General features: G+C 66.5%; 20 protein-coding genes. All 20 read left to right on the top strand.

Translation table 11 applies throughout. The features are described 5' to 3' along the window. The first annotated feature begins 30 nt into the window (after positions 1 to 30). The 20 genes from AC25Y0_RS02420 (at position 31) to rplN (ending at position 21,633) form a co-directional block, all read left to right on the top strand. Positions 31 to 318 carry a WXG100 family type VII secretion target gene (locus tag AC25Y0_RS02420; RefSeq protein WP_488122753.1) on the top strand — a complete coding sequence of 96 codons (288 nt, stop codon included), beginning with the start codon at positions 31 to 33 and terminating at the stop codon, positions 316 to 318. Between the two features lie 392 nt (positions 319 to 710). Continuing rightward, a complete protein-coding gene (gene rpsL / locus AC25Y0_RS02415) occupies positions 711 to 1,079 on the top strand; it encodes a 30S ribosomal protein S12 (RefSeq protein ID WP_488122752.1) in 369 nt (122 codons plus the stop codon). Between the two features lie 5 nt (positions 1,080 to 1,084). Next, complete coding sequence (gene rpsG, locus AC25Y0_RS02410; protein ID WP_488122751.1) at positions 1,085 to 1,555, top strand: 30S ribosomal protein S7; 471 nt, start codon at positions 1,085 to 1,087, stop codon at positions 1,553 to 1,555. A gap of 104 nt (positions 1,556 to 1,659) precedes the next feature. Next, a complete protein-coding gene (gene fusA, locus AC25Y0_RS02405; RefSeq protein ID WP_488122750.1) occupies positions 1,660 to 3,774 on the top strand; it encodes an elongation factor G in 2,115 nt (704 codons plus the stop codon). A gap of 170 nt (positions 3,775 to 3,944) precedes the next feature. Continuing rightward, a complete protein-coding gene (tuf, locus tag AC25Y0_RS02400) occupies positions 3,945 to 5,138 on the top strand; it encodes an elongation factor Tu (protein WP_488122749.1) in 1,194 nt (397 codons plus the stop codon). Positions 5,139 to 5,451: 313 nt separating this feature from the next. Continuing rightward, on the top strand, positions 5,452 to 13,326 hold the full coding sequence (locus AC25Y0_RS02395; protein WP_488122748.1) for a prealbumin-like fold domain-containing protein: 7,875 nt from the start codon (positions 5,452 to 5,454) through the stop codon (positions 13,324 to 13,326). A gap of 63 nt (positions 13,327 to 13,389) precedes the next feature. Next, a complete protein-coding gene (locus tag AC25Y0_RS02390) occupies positions 13,390 to 13,626 on the top strand; it encodes a hypothetical protein (protein WP_488122747.1) in 237 nt (78 codons plus the stop codon). Positions 13,627 to 13,814: 188 nt separating this feature from the next. Further along, complete coding sequence (locus AC25Y0_RS02385; RefSeq protein ID WP_488122746.1) at positions 13,815 to 15,431, top strand: M14 family zinc carboxypeptidase; 1,617 nt, start codon at positions 13,815 to 13,817, stop codon at positions 15,429 to 15,431. A 459-nt stretch (positions 15,432 to 15,890) separates the two neighbouring features. Continuing rightward, positions 15,891 to 16,199, top strand: coding sequence for a 30S ribosomal protein S10 (gene rpsJ, locus AC25Y0_RS02380; RefSeq protein WP_013584016.1), 309 nt, complete (start codon positions 15,891 to 15,893; stop codon positions 16,197 to 16,199). 7 nt (positions 16,200 to 16,206) lie between these two features. Next, entirely contained in the window at positions 16,207 to 16,866 is a 660-nt protein-coding gene (rplC, locus tag AC25Y0_RS02375; protein WP_488122745.1) for a 50S ribosomal protein L3, read from the top strand. A 4-nt stretch (positions 16,867 to 16,870) separates the two neighbouring features. Next, positions 16,871 to 17,539 carry a 50S ribosomal protein L4 gene (gene rplD, locus AC25Y0_RS02370; protein WP_488122744.1) on the top strand — a complete coding sequence of 223 codons (669 nt, stop codon included), beginning with the start codon at positions 16,871 to 16,873 and terminating at the stop codon, positions 17,537 to 17,539. Next, positions 17,536 to 17,835: a 50S ribosomal protein L23 gene (rplW, locus tag AC25Y0_RS02365; protein ID WP_488122743.1), complete on the top strand. Its 300-nt coding sequence runs from the start codon at positions 17,536 to 17,538 to the stop codon at positions 17,833 to 17,835. The genes rplD and rplW overlap by 4 nt, the downstream gene beginning before the upstream one ends. A 25-nt stretch (positions 17,836 to 17,860) precedes the next feature. Beyond that, positions 17,861 to 18,700: a 50S ribosomal protein L2 gene (gene rplB / locus AC25Y0_RS02360; RefSeq protein WP_488122742.1), complete on the top strand. Its 840-nt coding sequence runs from the start codon at positions 17,861 to 17,863 to the stop codon at positions 18,698 to 18,700. Between the two features lie 9 nt (positions 18,701 to 18,709). Further along, positions 18,710 to 18,991: a 30S ribosomal protein S19 gene (gene rpsS, locus AC25Y0_RS02355; protein ID WP_248170013.1), complete on the top strand. Its 282-nt coding sequence runs from the start codon at positions 18,710 to 18,712 to the stop codon at positions 18,989 to 18,991. Between the two features lie 40 nt (positions 18,992 to 19,031). After that, positions 19,032 to 19,448 (top strand): 50S ribosomal protein L22, encoded by a 417-nt coding sequence (rplV, locus tag AC25Y0_RS02350; protein ID WP_488122741.1) that lies wholly within the window; start codon positions 19,032 to 19,034, stop codon positions 19,446 to 19,448. Continuing rightward, a complete protein-coding gene (rpsC, locus tag AC25Y0_RS02345) occupies positions 19,448 to 20,209 on the top strand; it encodes a 30S ribosomal protein S3 (RefSeq protein WP_488122740.1) in 762 nt (253 codons plus the stop codon). The genes rplV and rpsC overlap by 1 nt, the downstream gene beginning before the upstream one ends. After that, on the top strand, positions 20,209 to 20,628 hold the full coding sequence (rplP, locus tag AC25Y0_RS02340) for a 50S ribosomal protein L16 (protein ID WP_488122739.1): 420 nt from the start codon (positions 20,209 to 20,211) through the stop codon (positions 20,626 to 20,628). The genes rpsC and rplP overlap by 1 nt, the downstream gene beginning before the upstream one ends. Continuing rightward, positions 20,628 to 20,942 (top strand): 50S ribosomal protein L29, encoded by a 315-nt coding sequence (rpmC, locus tag AC25Y0_RS02335; protein WP_019181721.1) that lies wholly within the window; start codon positions 20,628 to 20,630, stop codon positions 20,940 to 20,942. Before rplP ends, rpmC begins: the two co-directional genes overlap by 1 nt. Continuing rightward, complete coding sequence (gene rpsQ, locus AC25Y0_RS02330) at positions 20,942 to 21,268, top strand: 30S ribosomal protein S17 (RefSeq protein WP_488122738.1); 327 nt, start codon at positions 20,942 to 20,944, stop codon at positions 21,266 to 21,268. The genes rpmC and rpsQ overlap by 1 nt, the downstream gene beginning before the upstream one ends. After that, positions 21,265 to 21,633 (top strand): 50S ribosomal protein L14, encoded by a 369-nt coding sequence (gene rplN, locus AC25Y0_RS02325; protein WP_488122737.1) that lies wholly within the window; start codon positions 21,265 to 21,267, stop codon positions 21,631 to 21,633. The genes rpsQ and rplN overlap by 4 nt, the downstream gene beginning before the upstream one ends. The last annotated feature ends 1 nt before the right edge of the window (position 21,634 follow it).

Here is a 21,634-nt window from a genome sequence, read left to right as displayed (position 1 = left end):
TACTCGGTCCGGTGACCGAGAGGGTGGATGATGGCTGACTTCAAGGCTTCCTATGGCGAGATGGACGCGATGGCGGGCAAGCTCGAGACCGGTCGCGAAGAGATCGGTGACGTGCTTCGTCGCCTCAAGGCCGACGTCGATCGCCTGCTGGGCGACGACTTCAAGACCGAGCACGCCTCGGGCAAGTTCGGCGAGGGCTACAACGAGCTCACGACGGGTCTCGAGAAGGCCATCGAGGGCATCAGCGACATGGGCGAGTCGCTGCGCAAGATGATGCAGGCCATCAAGGACACCGACCAGGCACTCGCCGGCAACTGACCTTCCTTCACGCGACCACCGGCCCTGTGTCGGTGGTCGCGTCTTTGTGCCACCGGGCGCGGGGGAGCGCGGCGCCCTCTCGCCGCTCCGCCAGAGGCGGCGTCTGGACCCTGCGGTTGACCGACCTCTGCAATCCGGCCTATCATAGATCGGGTGTGCGCATTGCGCGCCGTCCACCGTGCCTCGGCGCGGATGCCGGTGTGCGAGGTGCCGCATCTCAGGGATCGGCCTGCGAACAGGTCGCCCCCACGGCATATCCACCAACGACTCGCGTTCAGACCATTCTGGCGCGCGGTGGGTTCGCGTGAGTCTGCAGCGTCATGAATCGAAAGATCCGGATGCTGCGGGTGAGACCACGACGCTGTCACCGTGCAGCACAACAAGGAGAGAACGTGCCAACCATTCAGCAGTTGGTTCGCAAGGGGCGGACGCCGAAGGTCTCGAAGACCAAGGCTCCCGCTCTGAAGTCGAACCCCCAGCAGGCGGGCGTCTGCACCCGCGTGTACACCACGACGCCGAAGAAGCCGAACTCCGCGATGCGCAAGGTCGCTCGTGTGAAGCTTCGCAACGGTGCCGAGGTCACGGCATACATCCCGGGTGAAGGACACAACCTGCAGGAGCACTCCCTCGTGCTCGTGCGCGGCGGTCGTGTGAAGGACCTTCCGGGTGTCCGTTACAAGATCGTCCGTGGTGCCCTGGACACCCAGGCCGTCAAGAACCGTAAGCAGGCTCGCAGCCGCTACGGTGCGAAGAAGGGTTGAGTTAGATGCCTCGTAAGGGACCCGCCCCGAAGCGCCCTGTCGTCAACGATCCGGTCTACGGTGCGCCGATCGTCACGCAGCTCGTCAACAAGATCCTCGTCGACGGCAAGAAGTCGCTGGCCGAGTCGATCGTCTACGACGCCCTCCGCGGTGTCGAGGCGAAGAACAGCCAGGACGCCGTCGCAACGCTCAAGAAGGCCCTCGACAACGTGCGCCCGACCCTCGAGGTCAAGTCGCGCCGCGTCGGTGGCTCGACCTACCAGGTGCCGATCGAGGTCAAGCCTCACCGCGCCAACACGCTGGCTCTGCGCTGGCTCGTCAGCTACGCGAAGGGTCGTCGTGAGAAGACGATGACCGAGCGTCTGCAGAACGAGATCCTCGACGCCTCGAACGGCCTGGGTGCCGCGGTCAAGCGCCGCGAAGACACCCACAAGATGGCCGAGTCGAACCGGGCGTTCGCGCACTACCGCTGGTAAACCCGTCGACAGGTTCAGGAGCCGGGCGCAACCCGCCCGGCCCTGGACCCATCGAAGGGTCGGACTCCACGAAACCCGATCGATCCACAAGATAAGGACACCCCGTGGCACAAGAAGTGCTCACCGACCTGAACAAGGTCCGCAACATCGGCATCATGGCGCACATCGATGCTGGCAAGACGACCACCACCGAGCGCATCCTGTTCTACACGGGCGTCAACCACAAGATGGGTGAGACGCACGATGGCGGTGCGACCACCGACTGGATGGAGCAGGAGCAGGAGCGTGGCATCACGATCACCTCTGCCGCTGTCACCTGCTTCTGGAACAAGAACCAGATCAACATCATCGACACCCCCGGACACGTCGACTTCACGGTCGAGGTCGAGCGCTCGCTGCGCGTCCTCGACGGCGCAGTCGCTGTCTTCGACGGCAAGGAGGGCGTCGAGCCCCAGTCCGAGACGGTGTGGCGCCAGGCCGACAAGTACGACGTCCCGCGTATCTGCTTCGTCAACAAGATGGACAAGCTGGGCGCCGACTTCTACTTCACGGTCGACACGATCATCAACCGCCTGAAGGCCAAGCCGCTCGTGCTTCAGCTGCCGATCGGCTCGGAGAGCGAGTTCGTCGGGGTCGTCGACCTCGTCGAGATGCGCGCACTCGTGTGGCCTGGTGACTCCAAGGGTGATGTCACCATGGGCGCCAAGTACGAGGTCCAGGAGATCCCCGCCGAGCTCGCCGACAAGGTCGAGGAGTACCGCAAGAAGCTCCTCGAGACCGTCGCCGAGACGGACGACGCGCTGCTCGAGAAGTACTTCGGTGGCGAAGAGCTCACGGTGGCCGAGGTCAAGGCCGCGATCCGCAAGCTGACCGTTGCGGGCGACATCTACCCCGTGCTGTGTGGCTCGGCGTTCAAGAACCGCGGCGTGCAGCCGATGCTCGACGCGGTCGTGGACTACCTCCCTTCGCCCCTGGACGTGCCCGCCATCGAGGCGCGCGACCCCAAGGACGAAGAGATCATCATCGAGCGTCACGCCGACAAGGACGAGCCGTTCACGGCGCTGGCCTTCAAGATCGCCGTGCACCCGTTCTTCGGTCGACTGACGTACATCCGCGTGTACTCGGGCGCGATCGACTCCGGCGCTGCGGTCGTGAACTCGACCAAGGGCAAGAAGGAGCGCATCGGGAAGATCTTCCAGATGCACGCCAACAAGGAGATGCCGGTCGACTCGGTCACCGCCGGTCACATCTACGCCGTCATCGGCCTCAAGGACACCACGACCGGTGACACGCTCTCGGATGCCGCGAACCCGGTCGTCCTCGAGTCGATGACCTTCCCCGAGCCCGTGCTCGAGGTCGCGATCGAGCCGAAGACGAAGGCCGACCAGGAGAAGCTGGGTCTTGCGATCCAGAAGCTCGCTGAAGAGGACCCCACGTTCCGTGTCGAGCAGAACTCCGAGACCGGCCAGACCGTCATCAAGGGCATGGGCGAGCTGCACCTCGACATCCTGGTCGACCGCATGAAGCGGGAGTTCAAGGTCGAGGCCAACGTCGGAAAGCCCCAGGTGGCTTACCGCGAGACGATCCGCAAGGCCGTCGAGCGTCACGACTACACCCACAAGAAGCAGACGGGTGGATCGGGTCAGTTCGCCAAGATCCAGTTCGCGATCGAGCCTCTCGAGGTCACGGCGGACAAGACCTACGAGTTCGTCAACAAGGTCACCGGTGGTCGCATCCCTCGCGAGTACATCCCCTCGGTCGACCAGGGCTTCCAGGACGCCATGAACGTCGGCGTGCTCGCGGGCTACCCGATGGTCGGCGTCAAGGCGACGCTCATGGACGGTGCGGCGCACGACGTCGACTCGTCCGAAATGGCGTTCAAGATCGCCGGCTCGATGGGCTTCAAGGAGGCCGTCCGCAAGGCGAACCCCGTCATCCTCGAGCCGATCATGGCCGTCGAGGTGCGTACTCCCGAGGAGTACATGGGTGACGTCATCGGCGACCTGAACTCGCGTCGCGGCCAGATCCAGTCGATGGAGGATGCCGCAGGCGTCAAGGTCGTGCGCGCTCAGGTGCCGCTGTCCGAGATGTTCGGCTATATCGGCGACCTGCGTTCGAAGACGTCGGGCCGTGCCGTCTACTCCATGGAGTTCGACAGCTACGCCGAGGTGCCGCGCAACGTCATGGACGAGATCGTCCAGAAGACCAAGGGCGAGTAATCCCCGCGCAGCCGCAGGCTGCGTATCAGACAGGGATGCCGCGGGCCCCGGCTCGCGGCATCCGCACAACTTCATATCGCACCAGTCATTAGACTGACAACCATCCCCGTAGACGACCGGTCGCAAACCAGTGCCCGGACGCTCTACATGACAGTCCTGAGGAGGACCCAGTGGCCAAGGCCAAGTTCGAGCGGACCAAGCCGCACGTCAACATCGGAACCATCGGGCACGTCGACCACGGCAAGACCACGCTCTCGGCGGCGATCTCGAAGGTGCTCGCCGACAAGTACCCGTCGTCCACCAACGTGCAGCGCGACTTCGCCACGATCGACTCGGCTCCCGAAGAGCGTCAGCGTGGAATCACGATCAACATCTCGCACATCGAGTACGAGACCCCGAAGCGTCACTACGCGCACGTCGATGCGCCCGGTCACGCCGACTACATCAAGAACATGATCACGGGTGCCGCTCAGATGGACGGCGCGATCCTCGTGGTCGCCGCAACCGACGGTCCCATGGCTCAGACGCGCGAGCACGTGCTGCTGGCCAAGCAGGTCGGCGTGCCGTACCTGCTCGTCGCGCTGAACAAGTCCGACGCAGTCGATGACGAAGAGATCCTCGAGCTCGTCGAGCTCGAGGTCCGTGAGCTCCTCTCGAGCCAGGGCTTCGACGGCGACAACGCGCCGGTCGTGCGCGTCTCGGCACTCAAGGCGCTCGAGGGCGACGAGAAGTGGTCCGAGGCCATCGTCGAGCTCATGGACGCCGTCGACGAGAACGTGCCCGACCCGGTGCGTGACCGCGACAAGCCCTTCCTCATGCCCATCGAGGACGTCTTCACGATCACCGGTCGTGGAACGGTCGTCACGGGTCGCGCCGAGCGTGGCACGCTCGCGATCAACTCCGAGGTCGAGATCGTCGGTCTGCGTCCGACGCAGAAGACGATCGTCACGGGTATCGAGATGTTCCACAAGCAGCTCGACGAGGCCTGGGCCGGCGAGAACTGTGGTCTGCTCCTGCGCGGCACCAAGCGTGACGACGTCGAGCGCGGCCAGGTCGTCGTGAAGCCCGGTTCGGTCACCCCGCACACGGACTTCGAGGGCACGGCGTACATCCTCGCCAAGGACGAGGGCGGCCGTCACAACCCGTTCTTCACGAACTACCGCCCGCAGTTCTACTTCCGCACCACCGACGTCACCGGCGTCATCACGCTGCCCGAGGGCACCGAGATGGTCATGCCCGGCGACACCACCGACATGTCGGTCGAGCTGATCCAGCCGATCGCCATGGAAGAGGGCCTCGGCTTCGCGATCCGTGAGGGTGGCCGCACCGTCGGCGCCGGCACGGTCACGAAGATCCTGAAGTAACACTTCGTCGCTGTTCACGAAACCCCCCGGAGAAATCCGGGGGGTTTCGTGCGTTCGGGCGCCATCACCACGCGGGCGGCGGAGCGACTCTTCCGCGCCGCCAGCGGGCCGCCTGCGAAGGCGGGACCAAGGTCACTTCACGTCCTTCAAGGCCAGGGTTAGCGTTTGCCCGGCGGCTCGTTGCACGTGGTTCGGCGAGGAACACACCGGCAGATGAACGCGCGGCGCAAGGTCCGGCCCGGACGATCCGGGTGCGGCCCTCACCTGACGTAGGTGTGAAGGAGAGCAGCGTGGACGCAATCGAGACGGGCCGATGAAGCGGCACGGAAGCGCCCCCACATCGCGGCGCACAGCGGTCCGGCGAGGCTCGGGCGCGACGCTTGCCTCGCTGCTGGTCGCGGCTCTGGTGTTCGCCGGCGGCACGACCGCAGGCGCTGCAGCATTCTCGCCGACGCAGGAGACTACGCCCGTCGCCGACACGACGTCTGCCGACGACGCGAGCGTCGCGGGCGCGGGTGCCGACGTCGCACCCCCTGAGCCGGCGGCATCCCCGGACCCGGGGATCGAGGGGCCCCAGCTGGAGGATTCCCCGGCCGTGCCCCCGCCCGTGCCCACCGGACCGGCGGCGACCGAGCCTGCGTCCCCTGAGCCGGCGACCGGTAGCGGGGAGTCCGCTGCACAGGCCGCCCGCGCCCAGATCGAGGGTTCGGCCGAAGGCGCCGGCGTCAGCCTCCTCCTCGACAATGTGCCGGACTGCGTAGGTGGAAACGGGCCATGCGGCACCCTGAGCATGGTCAACGTGGTGGTGGGCGGCGATGCGACACCGGCCGACTGGGCGCTGCGAGCCCTCATCGTCGGGTCGGATAACTGGTATGACTTCACGAGCGGTCAGTCCCGCCGGGTCACGAAGCCCGGCTCGTACACGCTTGAAGCAACCGGCACCCCCGGAGTCACCGACGAGTACACCACCACCGTCAGCTGCTTCCTCAACGACACCACCGGGCTGACACGTCTGCAGTTCACCTCGGCGACCGCACTGCTGCAGTACATCGGCACCGGGAACACGTCGCTGGTGGCAGCGTGCACGTTCACGCACACGTCCACGGCGCCCGGCACCCTGACGCTGACGAAAGGCGGAGAGCGCACCTCGCCGCAGAGTGTGGGCGCCCTCGCCGGGGCGACATTCTCCGTCTACAGCGGCGGCACGGACACGGAACCCGACACGTCGCCCGCGAACCTGGTCGGCACCTGCGTGACCGAGGCCGACGGCCAGTGCGACGTCGTGGTGCCGTCGGGCGCACAGTACTGGGTCATCGAGACGGCGCCGGCGCCGGGATACCGCATTCTCGAAAGCTTCGACGTGGGCACGAACGTGTCCGCGCAGCCATACCGTCTGCGCACAGCCGTCGTCCCCCCGGGTGAGACAGTGGTGTACCCGCAGCAGACGGGCGGCGGCACGAACCTGCAGGCCCGCGGCGGGCAGTGGGCGAATGCCGCGGTGAACCCGCCGCTGGCGCAGACGTGCGGGTTGCGCGTCGGGCTGCTCGTAGACCTGTCGAATTCTTTGGCGAGTTCGCAGCAGGACCTGCGCAATGCTGCCGCTGGTTTCGTCGACGTCCTGGAAGGCACGCCATCCTCGATCGGCGTATGGACGTTCGCCGGCAGTGCTCCGGCGCTGGGAGCGGCTAATACGACCCTGCACCTCACCCCCGTGTCCACCAGCGCCGGCGCGGCGACGGTGCGCAACAAGGTGAACGGGCTGACGGTGGTCAACACCGGCGGGTGGGAGCAGGGCACGAACTGGGATCAAGGGCTGTGGCAGGTCTCCCAGACCAGCACCGCAGACACGCTGGACGTGGTGCTGGTGCTCACGGACGGCAGCCCGACCTTCTACGGTCCTCCCGGAGCGGGGGACGACGGTGCGCCTGCCGGCCCCGGCAATCGCACGCGCTTCGCAGAGATGGAGAACGCCGTCTTCTCTGCCAACACGCTCAAGATCGAACGAGGCACGACCGTCGTCGGGGTGGGTATCGGCGCTGCTTCAGCAGCGGGCGAGCAGAACCTTCAGGCGATCTCCGGCCCCACCTCTGGTCAGGACTATTTCCTGGTCGAGGACTACGAGGCCCTCCAGGAGTTCCTCGAGCAGCGCGCACTCGGCGAGTGCGCCGGAACCGTCAACGTCACCAAGCTCGTGATCCCGGCCGGGGGTGAGATCGCCGACGCGGTGCCCACTGCGGGGTGGACCTTCGGCGCGACGACCGACACAGCGGGGGTCACCATCGAGCCGACGTCCGGCCAGACGAACGACACCGGTGCCGTGAGCTTCGCGGCGCAAGACATCCCGGCGACCGGCAGCGCGTCGGTGACGGTCACCGAGACGCAGCAGGCGGGGTACGAACTGGTGCCTCAGGGCACCGCTAACGCCTCGTGCCAGGACAACACCGGCGCTGCGGTGCCGGTCACCAACAGCGGAGTGCTCGGCTTCACCACGACCGCGCAACAGGGCGGCATCGTCTCATGCACCGTCTACAACCGGGCCCCGGACCCGACTGTCTCGCTCCGTGTGGAGAAGCAGTGGATCGTCGATGGGGTGCCCTATGACAACGGAGCGCAGCCTGTGGGTTCCTCCCAGCTGTTCCTCGACGGGGCGCCCAGGAACTTCGGCACCACCTACCCGCAGTACACCGTCGGTGACACCGTCGCGATAACGGAACAGGTGACCGACCTTCCGCCCGGATGCACGAACACCGCCACGGGTGCGGGTGACCACGAGATCACCGCGGACGACCCCAACGTCGTCATCATCACCAACACGGTCACCTGTGTGACGACCCTCACTCTGGCCAAAACTGTCGCGAACGGCAGTGCTGCTGTGACCGAGTTCGAACTCACGGCCACGCCGATCGGCGGCACGGGGCAGCCCGGGCCGACCGGCGTAAGCGGAGTCTCGGCGCCTGTGACACCCGGCGTGCGCTATCTGCTCACGGAAACCGGTCCGGGCACCTACGTGCAGACCGTCGAAGAAGGGGCCACGTTGATCGAGGGGGCCACCGGCAGCTGGGACTGCGTCGCCGGTGGGACGGACTTCGACGGGGCTGACGGCGGTGTCACCCTTTCTCTGGGACAGGAGGTCACCTGTACGGCCACCAACCAGACGGCCACGATGGTGCTCCTCAAGCAGGTCGTCAACGACGAGGGTGGAACCCTGACATCGGACGCCTGGGAACTGACCGCTGATCCCGGTCAGACCGAGTTCGGCCTGGAGCCGACCACAGTGACCGGAGCGCCGAGCGCGACGACAGCGAACACGTTCGCCGTGAGGCCGGGTCAGACCTATAACCTCTCCGAAGAGGGTGGCGGACCCGGATATCGGCAGTTCGCGCTTGAACAGCTGGTCAACGGGGAGTGGGTCTCGGTGGATCCGGCCGTCAGCGTTCCGGCCCTGGACACCAACACGTATCGCTTCGTCAACGTCGATATCGCGCCGTTGTTGACGCTTGTGAAAACCGTCACGAACGACAACGGGGGAACCGCCGCCGACACCGACTGGACTCTGACGGCGACAAGTCCCGGTGAGCCCAGCCTGTCCGGAGCGACCGGTACCCCGGAGGTGACCTCCGTGCCCGCCTTCGGCGGCGTTCCCTACACGCTCGGGGAGACAGGGCCGGATGGCTACTCGTGGACATCGCTTTCGTGCGACAACGGCGCGAATGTGTCACCGTCCAGTCCCACGCTGACGCTCGCGGTGGGCGAGGATGTCACCTGCACGTTCGTCAACAACGACATCGCCCCGACGCTCACCCTGGTCAAGACCGTCACGAACTCGCAAGGCGGCACTGCGGTGCCAGCGGATTGGACGCTGTCGGCGACCACTCCCGGCGGTCCCAATCTGAGCGGAGTGACGGGAACACCCGAGGTGACCGGCGTCGCCGTGACGGCGGGGGCTTCCTACACCCTCGCGGAGGCCAACGGACCCTCCGGTTACCAATGGGTCTCGCTCTCGTGCGACAACGGCGCGGAGATCTCGCCCGAGAGCCCCACTCTCACCCTCGCGCTGGACGAAGACGTCACCTGCACCTTCGCGAACACCGACCTGGCGGGCAGTCTCACGATGGTCAAGCAGGTCGTCAACGACGGCGGCGGCACCGCCGTTCCGGCGGACTGGGACCAGCGGCTCACAGCGCAGCCTGCCACCGGCGAGACCCTCGTCTTCGACAACAACGAGACCATCCCCGTTCCGGGCGGGACGTACACGCTGGCCGAGGTCGACCAACTCGCGGGCTATACCTGGACGGACCTCTCCTGCACCGTCGACGGCACGTCGCTGGCAGCGCCGACGGTAACGGTGCCCAACGGCGAGAACGTGACCTGCACCTTCGTCAACGACGACATCGCTCCCACCCTCACGCTCGTCAAGACGGTCGTCAATGACTCCGGCGGCTCTGCGGCGCCGACCGATTGGACCATCTCGGCGACCACTGACGGAGGCCCCGACCTGTCGGGGGCAAGTGGGGCGCCCGAGGTCACCTCCGTCACCGTTCGGGCGAACACGGAGTACACCCTCGGCGAGAGCGGTGGTCCAGAGGGCTATGGCTGGGAGTCGCTGTCATGCGACAACGGCTCCGACACGTCGGTGACGGACCCGACACTGACGCTGGCACTCGACGAGGATGTCACCTGCACCTTTGTGAACAACGACGTGCCCGGCACCCTCACCCTGCTCAAGCAGGTCGTCAACGACAGCGGTGGAACCGCTGTGCCGACCGACTGGAACCAGTTGCTCAGCGCCCAGCTCACCGGGGGAGCAGCGATCGCCTTCGACCACGACGTCTCGCAGCAGGTCGCAGCGGGCGAGTACACGCTCGCCGAAGGCGCCGGCCCGGCGGGCTACGAGTGGACGGCTCTGTCCTGCAGCACGGGTGACACGAGCCTGACCGCGCCCACCGTCACCGTTCCCAACGGTGCCGCGGTGACCTGCACGTTCACCAACGACGATGTCGCGCCCACCCTGACTCTCGTGAAGACCGTGACCAACGCCAACGGCGGATCCGCGGCGCCCGCCGATTGGACGCTCTCTGCCACGACACCGAATGGGCCGAACCTCACCGGGCAGACCGGCACGCCTGCAGTGACCTCGGTGACGGTGCCCGCAGGCGTCGAGTACACCCTCGCCGAGTCCGACGGCCCAGACGGTTATGAATGGTCGACGCTCGTCTGCGACGACGGTGCCACCATCAGTCCCCAGGCGCCGACTCTGACGCTGGGTCTGGCGGAGAACGTCACATGCACGTTCGGCAACACCGATCTGCCGGGATCCCTCACCCTGGTCAAAGACGTCGACAACACGCTCGGTGGTTCGGCTGTGCCCGCCGATTGGGATCAGCGGCTGACAGCCCAGCCCGCGACCGGAGACACGCTGGTCTTCGACCACGCCCAGACCCAGCAGGTCCCAGCCGGCGACTACACGCTGGCCGAGGTCGACCAGCTCGCCAACTACGCGTGGAGGGCGTTGTCGTGCACGACCGGAGGCGTGACCCTCGCCTCGCCGGTGGTCACCATCGCCAACGGCCAGGCCGTCACCTGCACGTTCTCCAACGCCGCGATCCCCCCGACGCTCACACTCGTGAAGAACGTCGACAACCAGGACGGCGTCGGCACCGCCGAGCCGGAGCAATGGACCCTCAACGCCGTCGCCGGCGAGAACGATCCCCTCCTGACGGGTGAAGGCACACGAACGGGGACGACGACCGCCGCGGTCTCCGGGCAGGTCGCCGCCGATGTCGACTACAGGCTGTCGGAGACATTCGGTCCGTCTGGATACACCGCCGGTGAATGGGCCTGCGTCGAGACCTCGGGCGGAGCGTCCTACCCACTCGCCGCGGCCGGAGTCGTGCGGCTCAGCCTCGGCGTCGACGTGACCTGCGAGATCGTCAATACGGCGATCCGCGCCGTGGGCACGATCGACAAGCGCGTGGCAGACGGCTCACCGGTGCAGAACGCCGACGGCACGTGGACCATCTCGTACGACATCGTCGTGACGAACAACTCGGACACCTCGACATTCATCTACAGCCTGTCCGACGCGCTGGACTACGGCGCAGGGATCACCCCGACCGCGGCGAGCTGGACGGGGCCGAACAGCACATCGGGCACCTTCCCTCTCCCGGACGGCACCGCCACTCTGGCCACCGGGGCCGCGCTCCCCACGTCCGGCGATCCTGCCGAGCGGGCGACGCACGTCTACACGGTGACCGTGACCGCGACGATCGCGAACGGCACTCAGGACGGCGAGACATGGCGATGCGACACGACCTCGGGTACGCCCTCGGCCGGTGGTTTCCTCAACGCCGCGACGCTGTCGGCGACGGGCGAGGACGACCAGACGGTGTTCGGCTGCGCCGAGCCGGCGTTCCCCGAGCTCGTGAAGACCGGAGCCGATCCGGCCACTCAGAACCCGGATGCGTCGTGGAACGTCACGTACACGCTCACGGTGAGCAATCCCGGTGAGGTCGCCGTGCAGGCTGCGCTCACCGAGACGCTTCCGACCGTGCCCACGGGTTGGGTGCTCGGAGGGGGAGTCTGGACGATCACAGCGGTCGGCGACGCCCCCGCTCCGACGACCCCCACCGCAGCACCGGGGGCGACGGCTGATGTGTGGACCGGCGCGCTGGATCCGGAGGCGTCCCTCTCGTACACCGTGACGGGCGTGCTCTCACCCACCGTCGAGGCGGTCGCGCCCGGCGATTGCGCCGCGGGAGGCGGCATCATCAACACGGCCGGGGTGACCTCGGGCGAGATCGTGGTGGACGCGGAGGGCTGCGTGACGGTCCGTGTGGCTCCCGTGACGGTCGTGAAGTCCGACGGTGCGGCGCAGCAGCTCCCCGACGGGGACTGGCAGATCGACTACGTCGTGACGGTGACCAACTCCAGCGAGACCGTGGCCACCGTGTACACCCTCACCGACGTCCCCGACCTGGGCAGCGGCATCGACCTCGTGTCGAGCACGTGGGTGGGGACGGCACCTGCCCCCGACAGTCCGCTGGCGGCCGGGGCATCCGCTGAATACACCTACCGCATCGTCGCCTCGATAGATCCGGAGGCCGCCGAGCCGGCGCTCGTGTGTGAGCCCGGCGAAGGAGGAGGCTTCTTCAACACCGTCGAGGTGGCCTTCCCCGGCGGAAGCGACACCGATGACGGCTGCGCCGAACCCGGTGGGCCGTCGGTGCTCAAGACGGCGCAGCCCCCCACGCCGCTGGGTGCAGGCATCTGGATCGTGTCCTACGCGGTCGAGGTGTCCAACAGCAGCGGAGTCACCGTCGCCTACACGCTGGAAGACCGCCCCCAGCCGACGACCGGTGGCATCGCACTCGTGACGCCGTGGGCCGTGGAGGGCCCCGTCGTCCGACCCGCCGGAGGAGGGTCGGGCGCGCTCACGCCAGGCTGGGACGGCGCGCTGCAGCCCCAAGCGGGGACCGGCCTTCTGCCCGATGGTGCGACTCACACGTACACCGTCAGCGCCCAGGTCAGCATCGTGGCGGCCGACCCCGACGACCTGGTCTGCGGCGAGACGCCTGAGGACCAGGGTGGCGTGTGGAACGTTTCCCGCGTCGACAACGGCGTCTTCGAAGAGACCGATCAGGACTGCAGCGAGATCATCGTGGCACCGGTCGAGCTCGAGAAGTCCGATGGCACGGTGAGTGTCCTCGGTGAAGGCCGCTGGCGCATCGATTACACCGTCGCGGTGACCAACCCCGGTCTCGCCTCCACCACCTACACCCTCACCGACGCGCCGCAGTTCGATTCTGCGTTCACCATCGTCGCGCAGGGTTGGGTGGGGTCGCCGAACGTCGCCGATGTCGAAATCGAGCCCGGCGGCGTCGACGTCTACACGTACCGCGTGGATGCCACATCCTCCACGAGTCCGCTTCCCCCCTCGGCGCTCATCTGCACCGCGGACGGCGGGGGCTTCTTCAACACCGCAACCGCCGTGCATCTGCGCGGGACGGTCTCGGACACGGGGTGTGCCGCGCCCCCGGTGACGCCTCCCCGCCCGGACCACGGTCCGGGCCTCGCTGGCACCGGCGGGAGCAGCCCGGGCGGGTTGGCGAACGTCGGCATGGGCGTGCTGCTGGCAGGGATCCTGGCGCTGATGGTGGCCCGCCGGAGGGCGGGGCGCCCGGGCCGTTGACCGCCGGTCCCGCGGGATCGAGAATGATACCGACGGCCCTGCGGGGCGACCGGAGGAGCGGACATGGGCATTGAAGATCTCGTGAACCAGGGCAAGGGCTTCCTGGAGCAGAACAAGGAAAAGATCGACGAGGCGCTCAAGAGCGATCAGGCCGAAAAGGTCAGCGACGACGTCCTGAACGCTGCGGCGGCCTTCGTCAAGAAGGTCGCGCCTGAAGGTGCCCACGAGCGCGTCGACGGCGTGCGCGCCACGATCGACGGAGCCGTCGGCAACGACAAGAAGGAGTCCCCTTCGGGCTGATCGCACCGACGCAGACGACGCTCGACCCCGGCGCAGGTTCGCGCGCGGTGGCGAATGAGGAGCTTGTGCGCCGCGGGGCTCTCCCCCTAGATTGGCGCCATTCAAGCCCTAGGCCACTGAATGAAGCTGAATGACATGGTTTCGTCCTTCGGCCGTCGGCACAGCGAAGTGACGATGCAAGGAGCGCAATGCCCAACCACATCAGGCGGGGCGTCGGCGTCGCGGGGGTGTTCGCGCTTGCGGCGAGCCTTCTCGCCGTCGGTGCCACACCCGCGTTCGCGGACGTTCCGAGCGGGAACGACGACTACAAGACCACCGTCGCAGAGTACGTCGCCGAGCGCGATTACCTCGTGGCCACCTACCCGGATCTCGCTCGCGTCGTGGAACTGCCCGAGCCCTCGACGAAGGGCACCCCGATCTGGGGACTCGAGATAACGCGTGACGTCGACGTCCCCGACGGCAAGCCCGTCTTCGTCCAGGTCGGCACCCACCACGGCAACGAGTGGACGAGTACCGAACTCACGTGGGAGTTCGCGTGGGATCTGCTCCTCAATGCCGACTCTCCCGAGTACGCCGATCTTCTCGACAAGTCGCGCGTCGTGATCGTTCCCCTCGTGAATCCGGATGGCTTCGAGGCGCACGCCCGCGCGACGCAGACGGGCGTCGACATGAACCGCAACTACGGCTACGGCTGGATCCCGGCCACCCGGGGCTCCGGCAACGGTACGGCCGCCTGGTCAGAGCCCGAAACCCGCAACATCCAGTGGCTGATGTCGACGAGGCAGGCGACGGTGTTCAACACGCAGCACACGTGCATCCAGGTCGTGCTCTATCCGCCCCTGCTCAAGGCTGCGGGACTGGCCCAGGACAACGACCGGCTGCACGCCATCGCAGCGGAGATGGCCGCCGCCCTCGGTCCGACCTACAAGGCCCTCGCCTCGGCCTGGGACTACGAGACCAACGGTGAAGCGATCGACTGGGCTTACTACGCGACGCGCGCCCTGTCGGTGACGACCGAGACCTGCCACCCGGGTGTGAGCAACAGTCGCCACAATTACAAGCTCGAAGTCGGCGACTACTATCCGACGTTCAAGAACGCCGTGCTCATCGCGCTGCGCGAGACCGCGAACCCGGCTCAGCACTCGCAGATCACCGGTGTCGCCGTACCCGGCACGACGCTGGAGCTGAGCAAGACGTTCCCGATGTACACGCGGCCGTACGCCCAGGCTGACGGCACGGTCGCTCCCACGAGCTTCGATCAGTCGCTCACGAGCGAGATGGTCGTCACCAGCGCGGACGGCTCTTTCACATGGGCGGTGAACCCGTCGGTGCGACCCGCTGGCGCGTACACGGCCGAAGGAGTGCGGGACGTCTCGAAGCTTCCGGCTGACGAGGCATTCGTCACCGATGAGCCGTGGGTGCTGACCTGCACCACCCCAGACGGCGCGACGCAGAGTGTTGAGGTGCACGTCGACCTCGGGCAGATCGCCGATGTCGAGATGGGCGAATGTGCACCTGACGCAGTGACCGCCGAAACGACGGTGCGCGCACTCGGTGGCAAGGTCTACCTGTCCGTGGCGGCGACGAACTTCGCGCGGGTGCCTGCTGACATCAAGATCACCACCTCCTACGGGAGCAAGACGTTCACGAACGTCGCGCCCGGTGCAACGGTCGCGGTCTCGATGAACTCGCGCCTGAGCGCCGTACCGGCCGGAGAAGCCACGATCAGCTCGACGACGGAGATCGGCGGTGAGGTCGTCGTCAATGTAGCCAAGGCTCCATACGCCGCGTACCCCGCAGGCTGACCTGCGAGCGCGACAAGGGGTGAGAGACAATGGGCGTCTCTCACCCCTTGTCGCGCCGCAACGCCCATCGGGCACGCCCGCGCGCGACGCGAGAAAGCGCGACACGCCCGAGTTTGCGACACGCCCGGGCTGCACGTACACTAGTGAGGTTCCACATTCCTGCGTGCCGTTGGCGCGCGATGGATCACTGCCAGGGCAGTGCATAGGCGGCGCGAAAGCGCAGGGTCCTAGGCCGCGGGCAGCAGAACACCAATCCCGCCCTCATCATGCAGGCCCCGTGCCATGCGTATGCGTGCGGGAGGCCGGATGCCGAGGCGTCCGGGATGACATCAGAACAGTGGTGCAGCATGCGCCGCGGCAACGCGGTGAACGAAGTGCCAAGGGCGAGGGATGATCCCTCCCACGCCCCCGTGCGTCCAATGCCCCAGAGGTAAGACGCGGAAAGAGAGTGAGCAGACAATGGCGGGACAGAAGATCCGCATTCGCCTCAAGTCGTACGACCATGCCGGCCTCGATTCGTCGGCCCGCAAGATCGTCGACACCGTGACCCGTGCAGGCGCGACCGTCGTGGGCCCCGTGCCCCTTCCGACCGAGAAGAACGTCGTGTGCGTCATCCGGTCGCCCCACAAGTACAAGGACAGCCGCGAGCACTTCGAGATGCGCACCCACAAGCGCCTCATCGACATCATTGACCCGACGCCCAAGGCCGTCGATTCGCTGATGCGTCTCGACCTCCCGGCCGACGTCAACATCGAGATCAAGCTCTGAGGTCGATATGGCTGACATCAACTCCAAGGTTTCCAAGGGCCTGCTGGGCACGAAGCTCGGCATGACCCAGGTCTGGGACGAGAACGGCAAGCTCGTTCCCGTCACCGTCATCGAAGTGGCCCCCAACGTGGTCACCCAGGTGCGCACCCCCGAGAAGGACGGCTACAAGGCCATCCAGATCGCCTACGGCCAGATTGACCCCCGCAAGGTCAACAAGCCGCAGTCGGCTCACTTCGAGGCCGCCGGTGTGACCCCGCGTCGCCACCTCACCGAAATCCGCACGGCGGATGCTGCTGACTACTCACTCGGTCAGGAGCTCACGGCAGAGGGCACGTTCGAGGCCGGCCAGCTCGTCGACGTCGTCGGCACGAGCAAGGGCAAGGGCACCGCAGGTGTCATGAAGCGTCACAACTTCAAGGGCGTCTCGGCATCGCACGGTGCACACCGCAACCACCGCAAGCCCGGTTCGATCGGCGCATCGTCGACCCCGAGCCGCGTCTTCAAGGGCATGCGCATGGCTGGCCGCATGGGCGGCGAGCGCGTGACCGTCCTCAACCTCACGGTGCACGCCATCGACGCCGAGAAGGGTCTGCTGCTCGTCAAGGGCGCCGTCCCCGGCGCACGTGGCCGCATCGTCTACGTCCGCAACGCAGTGAAGGGTGCCTGAACTCATGGCTGACTCGACTCTCGCGCTCGACGTGCGCAAGTCCGACGGCAAGAAGGCCGGCTCCGTGGAGCTGCCCGCCGCGATCTTCGACGTCAAGACGAACATCCCGCTGATCCACCAGGTCGTCGTCGCGCAGCGCGCGGCGGCTCGCCAGGGCACGCACGCGACCAAGACCCGAGGCGATGTCTCGGGCTCGGGCCGCAAGCCGTTCAAGCAGAAGGGCACCGGTAACGCCCGTCAGGGCTCGGTGCGCATGCCGCAGCACCGCGGCGGTGGCACCGTCCACGGCCCGCAGCCGCGCGACTACTCGCAGCGCACGCCCAAGAAGATGATCGCCGCAGCGCTCCTCGGTGCGCTGAGCGACCGTGCACGTGGCGAGCGTCTGCACATCGTCGAGTCCTTCGGCATCGAAGGAACCCCCTCGACGAAGGCCGCAGCCGCCGTTCTTGCGGGCTTCGGCGCCGCGAAGAACGTCCTGGTCGTCATCGGCCGGGATGACGAGCTGAGCATTCGCAGCCTGCGCAACCTCGCGTACGTGCACGTGCTGACCTTCGACCAGCTGAACGCCTACGACGTGATCGTCTCTGACGACATCGTCTTCACCAAGGCCGCCTTCGACGCTTTCGTCGCTGCGAAGTCCGGCACCGCGAGCACCGAGGAGGTCTCGGCATGAGCACCGTGAACAAGGACCCGCGCGACATCATCCTGCGGCCGGTCGTCTCCGAGAAGAGCTACGGGCTCATCGACGAGGGCAAGTACACGTTCCTCGTGGACCCCCGCTCGACGAAGACCGAGATCAAGCTCGCCATCGAGAAGATCTTCGGCGTCAAGGTCGCTGCGGTCAACACGATCAATCGCGTCGGCAAGTCCCGCCGCACCCGCTTCGGCACGGGCAAGCGCAAGGACACCAAGCGCGCCATCGTGACGCTCAAGTCGGGCACCATCGACATCTTCACGGCAGTCGGCTGACGGTCGGGATAGAGGACTAGAGAACATGGCTATTCGCAAGCACAAGCCCACGACCCCGGGTCGCCGCGGCTCGTCGGTGGCTGACTTCGCCGAGATCACCCGATCGACGCCTGAGAAGTCGCTCCTTCGCCCGCTGAGCAAGACCGGTGGCCGCAACAACCAGGGCCGCATCACGACGCGTCACATCGGTGGCGGTCACAAGCGCCAGTACCGCGTCATCGACTTCCGTCGTAACGACAAGGACGGCGTCAACGCCAAGGTCGCTCACATCGAGTACGACCCCAACCGCACCGCGCGCATCGCGCTGCTGCACTACTTCGACGGCGAGAAGCGCTACATCATCGCGCCGAACAAGCTGAAGCAGGGCGACATCGTCGAGTCGGGTGCCGGCGCCGACATCAAGCCCGGCAACAACCTGCCGCTGCGCAACATTCCCACCGGTACCGTGATCCACGCGATCGAGCTCCGCCCCGGTGGCGGCGCGAAGATGGCGCGTTCGGCCGGTGTCTCGGTGCGTCTGGTCGCCAAGGACGGTCCCTACGCGCAGCTGCGGCTGCCGTCGGGCGAGATCCGCAACGTCGACGCACGCTGCCGCGCCACGATCGGCGAGGTCGGCAACGCCGAGCAGTCGAACATCAACTGGGGCAAGGCCGGCCGTATGCGCTGGAAGGGCGTCCGCCCGACCGTCCGTGGTGTCGCGATGAACCCGGTCGACCACCCGCACGGTGGTGGCGAGGGCAAGACGTCCGGTGGACGTCACCCCGTTTCCCCCTGGGGTCAGGCAGAGGGTCGCACCCGCCGCCCCAACAAGGAAAGCGACAAGTACATCGTCCGCCGTCGCAACGCCGGCAAGAAGCGCAAGTAGGAGTAGAGGATGCCTCGCAGCCTTAAGAAGGGCCCCTTCGTCGACGAGCACCTGCTTCGCAAGGTCGTCTCACAGAACGAAGCCGGTTCCAAGAACGTCATCAAGACCTGGTCACGTCGGTCCATGATCATCCCGGCCATGCTGGGTCACACGATCGCGGTCCACGACGGTCGCAAGCACATCCCTGTGTTCGTGTCCGAGACCATGGTCGGCCACAAGCTGGGCGAATTCGCGCCCACCCGCACCTTCCGCGGCCATGAGAAGGACGACAAGAAGGGTCGCCGCCGCTGACGCGGGGGCGCCTCGAGAAGCAGAGATAGGAGGAGAAGCAATGGTGGATTCCATCGCACGCGTGAAGCACATCCGCGTGACCCCTCAGAAGGCTCGCCGTGTCGTCGCTCTCATCAAGGGCAAGCAGGCTCAGGAGGCCTTGGCCATCCTGAAGTTCGCGCCCCAGAGTGCCAGCGAGCCGATCTACAAGCTCGTCGCCGCAGCGATCGCGAATGCTCGCGTGAAGGCAGACAAGGACGGCGAGTTCCTGGACGAGCAGGACCTGTACGTGGCCAACGCGTACGTCGACGAGGGCTCGACGCTCAAGCGTTTCCGCCCCCGCGCTCAGGGTCGCGCTTTCCAGATCAAGAAGCGCACGAGCCACATCACGGTCGTGCTCTCCACGCCCGAGGTCGCTGACGCGGCTCCGGCGGCGTCGACAAGCTCAACGACCGGTAAGAAGAAGGCGAGCAAGTAATGGGCCAGAAAGTCAACCCGTACGGCTTCCGCCTCGGCATCACCACCGACCACGTGTCGCGCTGGTTTTCCGACTCGACGAAGCCCGGCCAGCGTTACGCGGACTACGTGGCTGAGGACATCAAGATCCGCAAGCTGCTGCAGAAGAACCTCGACCGCGCGGGCGTCAGCAACATCGAGATCGAGCGCACGCGTGACCGCGTCCGCGTCGACATCCACACCGCCCGCCCGGGCATCGTGATCGGCCGCCGCGGCGCCGAGGCCGAGCGCATCCGCGCTGACCTCGAGAAGCTCACCGGCAAGCAGATCCAGCTCAACATCCTCGAGGTCAAGAACCCCGAGGCCGACGCGCAGCTGGTCGCCCAGGGTGTCGCTGAGCAGCTCTCGGCTCGTGTGGCGTTCCGCCGCGCGATGCGCAAGGGTCTGCAGGGCGCACAGCGTGCCGGCGCCAAGGGTGTCCGCATCCAGGTGTCGGGCCGTCTCGGCGGCGCTGAGATGAGCCGTTCGGAGTTCTACCGCGAAGGCCGTGTGCCGCTGCACACGCTCCGCGCGAACATCGACTACGGGTTCTACGAGGCCAAGACCACCTTCGGCCGCATCGGCGTGAAGGTCTGGATCTACAAGGGCGACCTCACCAACAAGGAACTCGCGCGTGAGCAGGCGAATGCGCCGAAGGCACCCCGCGGTCGTGACGACCGTGGTGGCGACCGTCGCCGTAGCCCCCGCAACGAGGCCCCCGTCGCAGAAGGAGCGTCTGCCTGATGCTTATTCCCCGCAAGGTCAAGTACCGCAAGCAGCACCACCCCGGTCGCTCGGGTCAGGCCACCGGTGGCACCAAGGTGTCGTTCGGTGAGTTCGGCATCCAGGCAATCACGCCGGCATATGTGACGAACCGTCAGATCGAGTCCGCTCGTATCGCCATGACGCGTCACATCAAGCGTGGCGGAAAGGTGTGGATCAACATCTACCCCGACCGTCCGCTCACCAAGAAGCCCGCCGAAACCCGCATGGGTTCGGGTAAGGGCTCGCCCGAGTGGTGGGTCGCGAACGTCAAGCCGGGTCGCGTCCTCTTCGAGGTCGCCGGTGTCAGCGAAGAACTCGCTCGCGAGGCGCTCACCCGGGCAATCCACAAACTGCCGCTCAAGGCACGCATCATCAAGCGCGAGGAGGGCGACGCGTAATGGCGATCGGCACCAAGACGCTCGCCCCTAGCGAGCTCGATACGTTCGAAGACCAGCGTCTGGTCGAAGAGCTGCGCAAGGCCAAGGAAGAGCTGTTCAACCTGCGCTTCCAGTCGGCCACGGGCCAGCTCGAGAGCCACGGCCGCATCCGTGCGGTAAAGCGCGACATCGCGCGGCTCTACACCGTCATCCGTGAGCGCGAGCTGGGCATCCGTGCCACGCCCGCCCCCGTGGAGACGGCGACGAAGGCGAAGAAGACCAAGGCCAAGAAGGCGGATGCCGCTGACGAGGCGACGAAGGAAGAGGCTGAGTGATGGCCACCAAGAAGGCTGAAGAAGCCGTCGTGACCGGTCACGAATCGGCCGAGCACGACGTGCGTGACGCGGACGCCCGCGGTTACCGCAAGTCGCGCCGCGGCTACGTCGTGAGCGACAAGATGGACAAGACGATCGTCGTCGAGGTCGAGGACCGCGTAAAGCACCCTCTCTACGGCAAGGTCATCCGTCGCACGTCCAAGGTCAAGGCACACGATGAGGGCAACACCGCCGGCATCGGCGATCTGGTCGTCATCAACGAGACCCGCCCGCTGAGCGCCACCAAGCGCTGGCGCCTCGTGGAGATTCTGGAGAAGGCCAAGTGATTCAGAACGAATCCCGCATCAAGGTCGCTGATAACACCGGCGCGAAGGAGCTGCTCACCATCCGCGTGCTCGGCGGGTCCGCCCGCCGCTACGCCGGTGTGGGCGACATCATCGTCGCGACGGTCAAGGACGCGATCCCCGGCGGCAACGTCAAGAAGGGCGATATCGTCAAGGCTGTCGTCGTTCGCACCGTCAAGTCCACCCGTCGTTCCGACGGTTCGTACATCAAGTTCGACGAGAACGCCGCCGTCATCCTGAAGAGCGACGGGGAGCCCCGCGGCACCCGCATCTTCGGACCGGTCGGTCGTGAGCTTCGTGACAAGAAGTTCATGAAGATCGTCTCGCTCGCCCCGGAGGTCATTTGAT

Source organism: Microbacterium sp. Y547 (assembly GCF_057669785.1).
This window is presented reverse-complemented; position numbering and strand designations above follow the sequence as displayed.

Bases quoted from the DNA above. Each gene is read 5' to 3' on its own strand.
- rplD (WP_488122744.1), top strand. From the start codon at position 16,871: ATGGCTGACTCGACTCTCGCGCTCGACGTGCGCAAGTCCGACGGCAAG.
- rpsQ (WP_488122738.1), top strand. From the start codon at position 20,942: ATGGCCACCAAGAAGGCTGAAGAAGCCGTCGTGACCGGTCACGAATCG.
- rplB (WP_488122742.1), top strand. From the start codon at position 17,861: ATGGCTATTCGCAAGCACAAGCCCACGACCCCGGGTCGCCGCGGCTCG.
- rpsC (WP_488122740.1), top strand. From the start codon at position 19,448: ATGGGCCAGAAAGTCAACCCGTACGGCTTCCGCCTCGGCATCACCACC.
- rplC (WP_488122745.1), top strand. From the start codon at position 16,207: ATGGCTGACATCAACTCCAAGGTTTCCAAGGGCCTGCTGGGCACGAAG.
- rpsG (WP_488122751.1), top strand. From the start codon at position 1,085: ATGCCTCGTAAGGGACCCGCCCCGAAGCGCCCTGTCGTCAACGATCCG.
- AC25Y0_RS02420 (WP_488122753.1), top strand. From the start codon at position 31: ATGGCTGACTTCAAGGCTTCCTATGGCGAGATGGACGCGATGGCGGGC.
- rpsS (WP_248170013.1), top strand. From the start codon at position 18,710: ATGCCTCGCAGCCTTAAGAAGGGCCCCTTCGTCGACGAGCACCTGCTT.
- AC25Y0_RS02385 (WP_488122746.1), top strand. From the start codon at position 13,815: ATGCCCAACCACATCAGGCGGGGCGTCGGCGTCGCGGGGGTGTTCGCG.
- AC25Y0_RS02390 (WP_488122747.1), top strand. From the start codon at position 13,390: ATGGGCATTGAAGATCTCGTGAACCAGGGCAAGGGCTTCCTGGAGCAG.
- rplV (WP_488122741.1), top strand. From the start codon at position 19,032: ATGGTGGATTCCATCGCACGCGTGAAGCACATCCGCGTGACCCCTCAG.
- AC25Y0_RS02395 (WP_488122748.1), top strand. From the start codon at position 5,452: ATGAAGCGGCACGGAAGCGCCCCCACATCGCGGCGCACAGCGGTCCGG.
- rpsJ (WP_013584016.1), top strand. From the start codon at position 15,891: ATGGCGGGACAGAAGATCCGCATTCGCCTCAAGTCGTACGACCATGCC.
- rplW (WP_488122743.1), top strand. From the start codon at position 17,536: ATGAGCACCGTGAACAAGGACCCGCGCGACATCATCCTGCGGCCGGTC.
- rpmC (WP_019181721.1), top strand. From the start codon at position 20,628: ATGGCGATCGGCACCAAGACGCTCGCCCCTAGCGAGCTCGATACGTTC.
- rplP (WP_488122739.1), top strand. From the start codon at position 20,209: ATGCTTATTCCCCGCAAGGTCAAGTACCGCAAGCAGCACCACCCCGGT.